This window comes from Anaerofustis stercorihominis (assembly GCF_024623185.1).
Lineage (GTDB): Bacteria > Bacillota > Clostridia > Eubacteriales > Anaerofustaceae > Anaerofustis.
Window position 1 is genome coordinate 1 of the sequence record NZ_JANJZK010000024.1, and the last position, 11,125, is coordinate 11,125.

Here is an 11,125-nt window from a genome sequence, read left to right on the forward strand (position 1 = left end):
TTTCTTTGGAAAAAACTTCGCGGGGTTTTAGGGGTGGAGCCCCTAGAAGTGGTTGTAGGGCAGAGCCCTACATGGGATGTAAGGGGAACTTCCCCTTAATAAAATACCTCTCACAATGTAGCCTTGATTTGAATAATATAGACTATATAGGTATGGGAGGAAAGTAAATGGACAGTTTCGTTATTGAAGGCGGCAGAAAATTAGACGGCGATATAAACTTGCAGGGCTGCAAGAATGCGGCTTTACCGATTTTGGCAGCATCTATACTAAACAAATCGGAAAGTATCATACATAATGTACCTGGCATAGAAGATGTGGGTATAATGATAAAATTACTTAAAGATCTTGGTTGTAAGGTGATAAAAGAAGGAAACACCATATCGGTGAATTCCAAGGATTTAAATAAGACGAGCCTTAATGAGGGGTTACTCAGAAAAATGCGCTCTTCTATAATGCTTATGGGGGCGGTGCTCTCTCTTAATAAGGAATGCAGTTTTTCCATGCCCGGAGGATGTGATATCGGGCTCAGACCGATAGACATGCATATAAAGGCACTAAAAGAACTGGGCTGTGAAATGAGTGAAGAAAATGGTATCATAACTCTAAGAGGAGATAACTTGAAGGGAAAGAACATCCAGCTTGATTTTCCCAGTGTAGGCGTTACGGAGAACGTTATGCTTGCGTCCGTGCTGGCAGAAGGGGTGACCGCAATAGGTAATCCTGCTAAGGAGCCTGAAATAATCGACCTTCAAAATTTCCTCAATTCAATGGGAGCCAGAGTATACGGAGCAGGGACCAATACCGTTTATATCGAAGGAGTAAAAGAGCTCAAAAGCTGTGAATATACTGTCATGAGCGACAGGATAGCATGCGGGACTTTTATGTGTCTTGCAAATATGACCGGAAGCAGTATATACTTAAAAGATGCGAAAGTAGATACTATGAAAGCTGTTTACTATAAATTAATGGAAAGCGGTGCAAGGTTTAAGATATACAGTGACGGGATATTAATAAAGGGCGCCGATAAGATAAAAGCAATAGATTCGCTTATTACACTTCCTTATCCGGGTTTTCCCACGGATATGCAGTCTCAGTTCGGAGCAATGCTGTCTCTTGCAGAAGGAGTAAGCATAATAAACGAAACCATATTTGAAAATAGGTTCAAATACACATGCGAACTTACAAGGATGGGTGCAAATATGAATGTAAACGGGACTACCCTTGTTATAAACGGAGTGGAAAGCTTAGGCGGTGCAAATATGTATGCAGAAGATCTAAGAGGCGGTGCAAGTCTTGTTATAGCTGCGCTTGCCGCAGAGGGCAAAAGCAATATTTACGATATATATCATATCGACAGAGGATATGAAAATTTAGAAAAGACTTTAAGAGGACTTGGAGCAAAAATAGACAGAAATCAGTAAAGGTGTAATTATGGGTAAGAGTTATTATGAAGCACATACATACAGACCTAGAAAAAAACGAAGAAAAAAAAGACGCAGATTTTTTAATCCGAAATCGCTTCTTATTATTTTTATATTCATAATCATAATTGTAGGTGCTTTATTTGTAACTACTTCCGATATTTTTAATATCGAGAGTGTAGAAGTTGAAAACAATCAAATATCAAATAAAGAGGAGATCGTCGCAAGAAGCGGGATAATAGCAGGGGAGAATATTTATTCTTTCAGTGCGGGAAAGGCCGAAGAAGAAATCGAGAGGATAACCATAGTAAAAAAAGCAAAGATACATAGAAAATTCCCCTCAACGGTCGTAATAGAAATAGAAGAAAGATCTCCTTATTTCATACTTCAGGAAGAAAAGACTTTCTATGATGTTGATGATGAGGGTAAGGTCATATCTTCATCTGAAACTCTTACGAGGTATGATGTTCCCATAGTTACGGGGATAAAGATAAAGGACCTTGAAGAAGGTAAAAAATTATTTGATTTAAGCGATGTACAAGTTCAGACATTAAAACAAGTCTTTGAATTTTTGAAAGAAAACGAAATGCTTAAAAAAGTTTCACAGTTTTACGTTGACGGTTCGGGAAAGTATAATCTATACTTTGAAAACGGAAGTGTCCTGCAGTTTGCTAATTTTTCTGCTTTTTCGTACCACAAAAGTTTTGTCCTCTATTTCATAAAAAACATGGATATGAAGCAAAAGGTGGAACTCATACAGGGAGTTAACCCAATATATAGTAAGATATAGCATTTAAAGTCAAATATGTAGTAAAAATCACAAAAAAGTGTTGCATATATTAAAAAATAATATTAAAATAGAATAGAATTAGTTTACTATGTTTAGGAGGAGTTATTATGCCATACGAAATGGAAGATATACATATGGGTAATTTTGCGGATATAAGAGTAATCGGCGTTGGCGGCGGTGGCAACAATGCTGTTAATAGAATGATAGAAGGCGGACTTCAAGGAGTTAGGTTCGTTGCGGTAAATACCGATGCACAGGCTTTAAGCGAGTCTTTGAGCGAAAACAAAGTGCAGATAGGAGACAGGACTACAGGCGGACTTGGTGCAGGTGCAAATCCACAAGTTGGACAAGAGTCTGCGGAAGAAAGCAGTGATGAACTTAAGAAAATAGTAGAAGGCGCAGACCTTTTATTCATTACCGCAGGAATGGGCGGCGGAACAGGAACGGGTGCGAGCCACGTTATCGCTAAGATAGCAAAAGAACTCGGTGTACTTACCATTGCCGTTGTAACAAGACCATTCGGTTTCGAAGGTAAAGTAAGAGCTTCCAATTCAGATCTTGGTATAAGACTTCTAAGAGAGCACGTAGACGCACTTGTCGTTATCCCAAATGAAAAATTACTTGGTATAGCAGATAAGAATACGACATTCAAAGATGCGTTAAAATTAGCCGATGATGTATTATCACAAGGTGTCAGAGGTATCTGCGACCTTATAGGTATAACAGGTATCGTAAACTTAGACTTCTCTGACGTTAAGACTATCATGAAAGATGCCGGAATGGCACACATGGGTGTCGGTTACGGTACAGGCGAAGATAAAGCCGTTGAAGCCGTACAGGAAGCAGTTAAGTCTCCACTTCTCGAAACGAGTATCAAAGGTGCTACGGGGGTTATCATCAATATTACCGGTGGGGAAGATTTATCGTTATTTGAAATCAATAAGGCTGCTGAAATAGCAAGAGAAGAAGCCGATCCTGACGCAAATGTTATCTTCGGTGCAGCAATAGACCCAAGTTTAGAAGACAGCGTTAAGATAACTATCATCGCTACGGGCTTTAACATGAAGAATAAAAATGGACAACTTGTTGAACTTGCCGATGATGAAGTGAAAAAGGAAGCTGAACCTGAAGCTGAAGAAGTTGTCAGAAAAGAAAAGAAAAATGATTGGGGAGATATCCCTGATTTCTTAAAGGACTCTTTATCAAGAAGAGACAGAGACGATTATTAATATATGATATTTAAGACCGCTTTCATGCGGTCTTTTTGCATGTGTTAAAAAGTTGGTAATCATTTAAATAAAAAGGAAGGACTCAGCGTCCCTCCTTTTTTATACTCTCCGATATATCTTTTATTATCATTTTTATTGCTTCGTTTTTAGATACCTTTTTGATTTTACAGTATTCCGTTAATTTATTGTAACTGTCTTTATCTAAATCGATGTCTAAATATTCTATGTCGTTCATTATTTTAACCTCCGTTTAATCCTTGCCAAACAGAAGTATGCAGTGTATAATATTTACATACTCCGTTTGGGGTTGGCAGTCCATGTCATCTTGCTGGGTGCTGGACTGCCTTTTATTTTTTTAATTCTTCGTAGACCTTCTTTATTCCCATTCTTATGATTTCTGATTTTGTCTTTCCCGTGATGTCATTGCAGTATTTCAGCATTGAAACATCATTTTCAGAAAGCCTTATACGTGTATTCAATGTCTTGGGATCGTCGGTCGGTCTTCCTCTTTTAGATACCAAACAAAATCACCACCTTTTATGTATCCATATAAGTATTGTATATGTTGATACATAATAAGTCAATATATATATTTTTTATTTTTCATAGAAATAAAACAATTTAAAATAAAATAAAAAATTAAAAGTAATAAGAAATATTTATAGATATAAAAATATAATCATTAAATGTTTTATATGAGATTATTATTTAATAAAGATGAATACATAATGTAAAATTCAAAATATAACCTTATTGAATACTTATATAATTTGATAGAAAAAATATATATGCTATGTAAAATTTATTGATATATTTAGGGATAAAAAAAGAAAAATCTCTCTATGGTTAGCAAAAAAACCCAACAAAATATATAGTTGAATTATTATCTGAGTAATATTAATTTATTTTCTTTTTTATCATTTTTATTAGATTACATCTATAAAAGTAAGAGTTAAATTTTTTATGTATGCGGTGTTATTGTAATTTGTGCTAATGCTCGATGTGATAGAAGCTTATTACCATGAAGAAAAGCTAAAAGATAAATTTGCGGTTGTATTTCTCGGAGGATTGGCTTTGGGATTAATATGTTTTTATCATGAATATTTAAACTATTTAAAAAGAAGAACATCTTGTTCTTCCTTTTTTAGGTTAGATTTATTTTATTGTATGACATAAAAATCATAAACTTTATTTATATTTTTATATCATACTTAATATTGAGCCTTAACGTACATTTTCGATTCTTGACTCAACAGTTAATAGGGGAAGGTAAATCTATTTGCTAAATATATATTTTGCAATAAGATCGTTAAATTAATCGCTTTTAACTAGGGTAGGGGTAGCTTTTCATTCATAAAATGCGGGCAGCATTTTATTGAATATCTAAAAGCGTTTTAGGCTTCGCACCGTTTGAGCGAAAGCACTTTACATCCAAGTTTTTTTGCTTTGAAAAAACTTGACGGGTTATATGGTGGAACCCTAAACTGTTTGTTATTTACAACAGTTTTCTTTTAATTTAAAAGATTTACAGTCAGTACAAGCACATTGTGTTGGATGAGCTTCATGAGTACCTACTTTAATTGATTCTAGTGAACAATAGTTACAATCCTGACAATTGTATTCACAGCTTTTAACGTCACATTGAATAGCAGTATTTTTCATTTCATATCCTCCTGAATTTGTAATTAAGTAACTTAACGTTACATAATTAGTATGTGAAAAATGAAAAATATTATTAAACTATTTTGCAAGTTCGTCTAAACTTTTAAAGGTATATCCTTCCTCTTTGATTTTTGACAGTAAATCTCCCAGTACTTCTCCGTTGGTTTTTGAGGTGGAATGAAGAAGAAGAATGCAGCCGTTATGCAGTTTAGGAAGCACTTTATCAAATACTTCGCTGTAACTTTTTTGCTGATTGTTGTTCCAGTCGTTATATGCAAGTGACCAGAATATGGTTTTATATCCCATACTTTTTGCCATGGCTAAAGAATGTTCATTGAACGTTCCTTCCGGCGGTCTCAAATATTTTTTTATTTCCTGTCCTGTCGTCTTTTTATATAGCTCCGCTAAGTCATTGACTTGCTTTTTAAATTCTTCATCGCTTACATATCTTAAGTCTTTATGTGAATATGTATGATTTGCTACGATATGTCCTTCTTTTAACATCCTTTTAACGAGTTCGGGATTTTTTTCAAGGTAGTTTCCGACCAAAAAGAATGTCGCCGGTACTTTTTGTTCTTTTAATGTATCCAATATTTTTTCTGTATAGCCGTTTTCGTATCCTGCATCAAAAGTAAGATAAATATTTTTTTCATTTTCGTTTCCCACATAAAAGGCATCATATTTTGATAATGTTTCTTTATCCGCATTTCCCACCGGCTGTTTGCCGTCGCCGTAGTTTCCCAGTCCCCATTCGGTCTTATCTATTCCCGCGCTTATCTTGTGAATAAATCCAAAACATATGACTGCGATTACTATCATCGCAATAATTCCAAATAATATAGATATAATTTTTTTTCTGTTAAGATCAATCATTGTTTATCCCTCCTAATAAAGTATATAGACAAAGTACATGTTTATGATTAATTTTTAACTTTATAATTTTAATTGATTTTGCTTTTTACTATGAATGATACTTTATATGAGAGTTTTTATTATCTATGTAATTGAAGATTTATTATGGTAACAGTGATAATTTAAAATTTTACTTTTTAATTATGGTTATTCGATATCATATATTATAGATGTATTAATGATATGATAGTTATGAAATCAGTTTGTTAGAATTATTGTTTTTAAATTTAAAAATCGTTTTTCGTTTTAGTATCCGGGCGCGGAATCTCGCGAAGCGAGGCGTAGTGCCCGGAAATTTTTTATTAAATTTTAATTCTTATTATATATTTAGTATTCCGCAAAATTCAATAAAAATGAAAAAAGACACCAAATAGGTATCTTTTTTCGAAACAAAACAATATCAATTTCAAAGGATAAAAATATAACAATAAACTTTTTTATTTATTTTTATATTTTATAAAATTTATTATAAAACCCTTAAATTAAAATAAAATGATAATAAAATTAATATTACATAAATTTTCCTATAATTTTTATTAAGATTTTGTGAATATCATGTTTTCGGGGCACTACGCCTGCCTTCGGCAGATTCCGCGCCCCGTAATCAACTCAATCGTATCTTGTCTTTTCTTCCCATATAAAACTAAAAAAATCCATCTTATGACGGATTTTTTTATTAGTGTTCCAATTCTCTGTTCTAAAATACGTAATCTTTTAAAAATATATAATTTCTTTACTATATTCATTATATCACAAAAAAACACGAATTCATCACATTTAATTCAAACTTAAGAATTTTTTAATAATTAAGGAATAGTAAAAAATATCAGCCTTATAATATATGTGATGACATACAAAATAAGAATAATGATCAGTAAGGTACTCCTTATTTTTTTACTCAGTCCCATGAATGATTTTAAATTATAATGTGCAACAAGCAGTAAAAAGGGAATAGCGAGTAAAAACAGAGGATGATAATAAAATGCAAGCATTAAATCTCCTTTTAAAAAAGAAATTAGTGCTCTTGTCGTCCCGCATGTAACGCAGGGAAAATCAAATATGTATCTTATTGGACATCCTATACCTGAAATATATATGAATATTACGTAAATCGTTAAAACCGATATTATTGGTATATGCTTTTTTATTATATCTTTCTTCATTTTGAAAATTAAAAGCCGGACATTCCGGCTCAACTTACTATAATTCTATACTGTTGTTTTGACTGTCATTTTTCGGTGCTATGTACTGATAATTTCGAATAAGCGCCAAAAGACTGTTTAGGTTTTCTTCTCTTGTTGCATTTCTTATCAGGAACCAGTCTATAATAGCCCAGATACCGCATCCGCCCAGAGTGATGAGTTTAAGCACTCCGAGTGCCGTTTGTCCTATAAAAAATCTATCTATCCCCAGTGTACCCAGTCCTGCTGAAACCAATATCATTATATCCGGATCCCTTAAATCAAGCGACATAAGACCGTCCAGTGCTTCTTCCGGAAGTGCTTCCAGTCTGCTTCTTAATGTTACGAGCTGAGCATTTGGGAAGTATTTGCCGTTAATAAGTATAAACATATCGACAGTTTCTTTTTTCATATTTTCCCCTCCTTTTATTCTATTGAAGTATATTATAAATTAAAAAAACAATCAATGATTTTATATGATAGTTCATATAACCTTTTAATTCCTTTTATAAATAAATGATTAAAAAGTGTAAAATCCGTTTGCTCTTATAATTTAAATCGTTTTAACTATTTAAAATTATATTTTATAAAATTAAAATATATATAATGCAATTTCAAATTTAAAATAATAATTCGAAAATGTTATAGATAAAACTTACTATATATTCTAACATATAAATACTATTTTTAATGTATCAAGGCATATCCATATTAAAAATTGTTTTATTTTTAAATAAATAATCGGTCAGGTATTTTTCTAATGGAACTATTCTTTATTGTAAATAATTAAAACTCGTTTAAGAATATAACCTGCTATTTACCTAAAAAAGTTATTAACTAATTAAAAAATTTATGTTATATAATAATTAATCCAAGTATCAATAGTCCTATTATTGTAAGTATTTCTCCAAAGGACATTTGAATAAGAGTTTTTGAAAATACTTCTCTGTCTGCGATTTTATTTACGCTGTTTCCGGCAAATGTTCCTTTTATTATCATTGCCGCAAAATTCAATACCGCTATGATGGAACAAGTCCTGATGAGGTTGGTGCTTAAAATGAGTTCAAAGCTCCTTGTATAGATTATAAGACATTCCAATACTGCAAATATGATATTTGTCATACAGACTGCGTATAAAACGAATACTTTATTCTTTTCTTCCGACTCTTTATTTATATTTTCTTCGTAGGTTATAAAATCTTTTTCTTTCTTTTTATTTAAGTTTATGTACAAAACAGTATATAATGCACCTATGATACTGAATGATAAAATAATTATATATGGTAAATATCTCATGTCGTTCTCCTTTGATATAAAATATATCATAATCAGACGAACCTAACAAGTCTTAATTATGGTTATGATTAATTTTAAACAGGTTGAATAAAATAATATTTTTTTGATAAAAATATATATAAAACGGAGGTATAAAATGGCTAAATACGAATGTACATTATGCGGATATATCTATGATGAAGAACTCGGAGATCCCGATAACAATATCCCGCCGAATACAAAGTGGGAAGATGTCCCGGATACTTATGTCTGCCCTGTGTGTTTTGTTAAAAAAGACGCATTTGAAAAACTTGAAGACTAATGTCTTAAAATTGACAATAGGCTTGTATAGTGCTATAATCTATAAGTTAATGAAGATTATGGTGCTATTTTTTTGCACTTTTTATTAAATGCTCATATTATATTAAAGGAAATAAATAAATGAAAAAAGAGAATATCAGAAATATTGCTATTATTGCCCATGTAGACCATGGTAAGACGACGATCATAGATGCGATGCTCAAACAAAGCGGGACATTCAGAGATAACGAAGATGTAGACGAGAGAGTAATGGACTCCAACGATTTGGAAAGAGAAAGAGGGATAACTATCCTTGCAAAAAATACATCGGTATACTACGACGATATCAAAATAAATATCGTAGATACACCGGGACATGCGGACTTCGGCGGGGAAGTGGAAAGAAGTTTATCCCTTGTAAACGGAGTAATACTTCTTGCGGACGCCTTCGAAGGATGTATGCCTCAGACGAGATTTGTTTTAAAGAAAGCATTAGAACAAAACCTGCCTGTTATTATCGTTATAAATAAAGTAGACAGAGAAAATTCAACTCCCGAAAAAATCGCCGATGACGTTTTGGAACTTTTTATAGACCTTGAAGCAGATGAAAGCTATCTTGATTCAAAGATACTTTTTGCTTCCGCAAAGCAGGGCTGGGCAAGCGAAACACCTCAGAAACAAGGTGAGGGACTCGGAGTACTTTTCAAGGCTATCAAGGATAATATACCTTGTCCTACTGGAGATGAAGAAGGCGATTTTCAGTTCCTTGTATCAAATATCGAATACGACGAATACACCGGAAGACTTGCTATCGGTAAGATAGAAAGAGGAAGTGTATCAACAAACGAAAGCGTAACTATAGCAAGAAAAGAAGGGGAAATATCAAAAGGTAAGATTTCTCAGCTTTATACTTACGAAGGGCTTAGTAAAGTCCCATGTAAGAGTGCGAGTGCGGGAGAAATCATTTGTATCGCAGGTATTGCAGATATAAATATAGGCGAGACAATCGGTTCGTCAGAAGGCGTTGAAGCAATGCCTTTTGTTGAAATCGACAAGCCCGTGCTTTCCATGAACTTTTCCGTAAATACTTCTCCTTTGGCGGGAATGGACGGAAAATATGTAACAAGCAGACATCTCAGAAACAGACTGTTCAGAGAACTTCTTTCAAATATTTCTCTTGAAGTAAAACCTACAGACAGTGCGGATACTTTCAAAGTATCGGGAAGAGGGGAACTTCATTTATCTATCCTTATAGAAAATATGCGTAGAGAAGGATACGAATTCATGGTTTCAAAACCTACGGTAATTACAAAAGTTATCGACGGAGTAAAATGTGAACCTTTTGAAAGACTTGTTATCGACGTACACGACGACCATACCGGAACCGTAATCGAAAGCTGTGCAAACAGAAAAGGGGAGCTTCTTAATATGAACAAGTCCAGCGACAGCTATACAAGACTTGAATTCATGATACCTTCCCGTGGACTTATCGGATACAGAAGTGAACTTATGACCGCGACAAAAGGAACTGCGGTAATAAACTCAAACTTTGAAAAATATATGCCATATAAAGGCGACTTCGAAGGAAGGAGCAGAGGTTCTCTTATCGCAAGCGAACCGGGAGAAAGCATTACTTACGGACTTTACAACGCTCAGGAAAGAGGTTCATTGTTTATTGGTCCGAACACTACGGTTTACGAAGGAATGGTAGTCGGGGAAAACTCAAGGCCCGACGATATGACGGTAAACGTATGTAAGCGTAAGCAGGTAACTAACATGCGTGCTTCGGGAAGTGATGAAACCTTAAGACTTACTCCTCACAGACAGCTTAGTTTGGAACAGTATCTTGAATTTATAAATGACGACGAACTGTTGGAAGTAACTCCAAATCATTTAAGAGTAAGAAAAGAATACTTGAATAAGCAGGACAGGATAAAAGCGGAAAACAGAAAAAAAACAACAAGGTAAATAAAGGTTTCGGGAAAACTCCCGAAACCTTTTTGGTAAGGCTACGCCTTACAATCCTATATAAGGGACTTCGTCCCTTAAACCACTTTGTAGGGCTTTGCCCTACAACCCACCCTTTTTTGTCCGAAGAAACAAAAAAGGGGTAAAAGTTCTTCCACTCATTCGCCGTGGAGGCTCTTCGCGCTTCTCGATTTCCTAAGAAACGCTGCCCGCGTTTCTTGGAAGAGAAGCTATCCCACCCCTCTTGCATAAATAATTTTATTATATTTTGAAGGTAAAACTTTTTTTATACATTGGGAGGGGAAAAGCGACTGTTCCCTGAAAATCGGGTAGATTTTCAGAGGAAATCCAGTCGCTATAGCCACCGCGGCTTGAGCGGAGATTTTT

Annotated in this window: 12 protein-coding genes; 5 read left to right on the forward strand and 7 right to left on the reverse strand. The window is 34.0% G+C overall.

Annotated features, from left to right (window positions below; genetic code table 11):
• The first annotated feature begins 167 nt into the window (after positions 1 to 167).
• From murA to ftsZ, 3 genes are all read left to right on the forward strand, one after another.
• The gene (gene murA, locus NSA01_RS09305) at positions 168 to 1,421 is read left to right on the forward strand and encodes a UDP-N-acetylglucosamine 1-carboxyvinyltransferase (RefSeq protein WP_257481191.1); all 1,254 of its coding nucleotides are present in this window, start codon (positions 168 to 170) and stop codon (positions 1,419 to 1,421) included.
• A 10-nt stretch (positions 1,422 to 1,431) separates the two neighbouring features.
• Complete coding sequence (locus tag NSA01_RS09310) at positions 1,432 to 2,211, forward strand: cell division protein FtsQ/DivIB (RefSeq protein WP_257481192.1); 780 nt, start codon at positions 1,432 to 1,434, stop codon at positions 2,209 to 2,211.
• A gap of 107 nt (positions 2,212 to 2,318) precedes the next feature.
• The gene (ftsZ, locus tag NSA01_RS09315; protein ID WP_257481193.1) at positions 2,319 to 3,440 is read left to right on the forward strand and encodes a cell division protein FtsZ; all 1,122 of its coding nucleotides are present in this window, start codon (positions 2,319 to 2,321) and stop codon (positions 3,438 to 3,440) included.
• A gap of 82 nt (positions 3,441 to 3,522) precedes the next feature.
• Here ftsZ and NSA01_RS09320 read toward each other — a convergent pair whose 3' ends face one another.
• The 7 genes from NSA01_RS09320 to NSA01_RS09345 all read right to left on the reverse strand — a co-directional run bounded on the left by NSA01_RS09320 (position 3,523) and on the right by NSA01_RS09345 (position 8,491).
• The gene (locus tag NSA01_RS09320) at positions 3,523 to 3,675 is read right to left on the reverse strand and encodes a hypothetical protein (RefSeq protein ID WP_257481194.1); all 153 of its coding nucleotides are present in this window, start codon (positions 3,673 to 3,675) and stop codon (positions 3,523 to 3,525) included.
• 112 nt (positions 3,676 to 3,787) lie between these two features.
• Positions 3,788 to 3,961 (reverse strand): hypothetical protein, encoded by a 174-nt coding sequence (locus tag NSA01_RS09325; RefSeq protein WP_257481195.1) that lies wholly within the window; start codon positions 3,959 to 3,961, stop codon positions 3,788 to 3,790.
• Positions 3,962 to 4,931: 970 nt separating this feature from the next.
• Positions 4,932 to 5,102 (reverse strand): DUF1540 domain-containing protein, encoded by a 171-nt coding sequence (locus NSA01_RS09330; protein ID WP_083781739.1) that lies wholly within the window; start codon positions 5,100 to 5,102, stop codon positions 4,932 to 4,934.
• 78 nt (positions 5,103 to 5,180) lie between these two features.
• Positions 5,181 to 5,975 carry a delta-lactam-biosynthetic de-N-acetylase gene (gene pdaA, locus NSA01_RS09335; RefSeq protein WP_257481196.1) on the reverse strand — a complete coding sequence of 265 codons (795 nt, stop codon included), beginning with the start codon at positions 5,973 to 5,975 and terminating at the stop codon, positions 5,181 to 5,183.
• Between the two features lie 845 nt (positions 5,976 to 6,820).
• Entirely contained in the window at positions 6,821 to 7,177 is a 357-nt protein-coding gene (locus tag NSA01_RS10110; RefSeq protein ID WP_373887192.1) for a DUF2752 domain-containing protein, read from the reverse strand.
• 37 nt (positions 7,178 to 7,214) lie between these two features.
• Positions 7,215 to 7,607: a TM2 domain-containing protein gene (locus tag NSA01_RS09340; RefSeq protein ID WP_257481197.1), complete on the reverse strand. Its 393-nt coding sequence runs from the start codon at positions 7,605 to 7,607 to the stop codon at positions 7,215 to 7,217.
• Positions 7,608 to 8,050: 443 nt separating this feature from the next.
• Entirely contained in the window at positions 8,051 to 8,491 is a 441-nt protein-coding gene (locus NSA01_RS09345) for a hypothetical protein (protein WP_257481198.1), read from the reverse strand.
• Positions 8,492 to 8,627: 136 nt separating this feature from the next.
• Here NSA01_RS09345 and NSA01_RS09350 point away from each other — a divergent pair, with 136 nt between their 5' ends.
• Positions 8,628 to 8,792, forward strand: a complete 165-nt coding sequence (locus NSA01_RS09350; protein ID WP_007049457.1) for a rubredoxin — start codon at positions 8,628 to 8,630, stop codon at positions 8,790 to 8,792.
• A gap of 119 nt (positions 8,793 to 8,911) precedes the next feature.
• Entirely contained in the window at positions 8,912 to 10,738 is a 1,827-nt protein-coding gene (gene typA / locus NSA01_RS09355; protein WP_257481199.1) for a translational GTPase TypA, read from the forward strand.
• Positions 10,739 to 11,125: the final 387 nt, after the last annotated feature.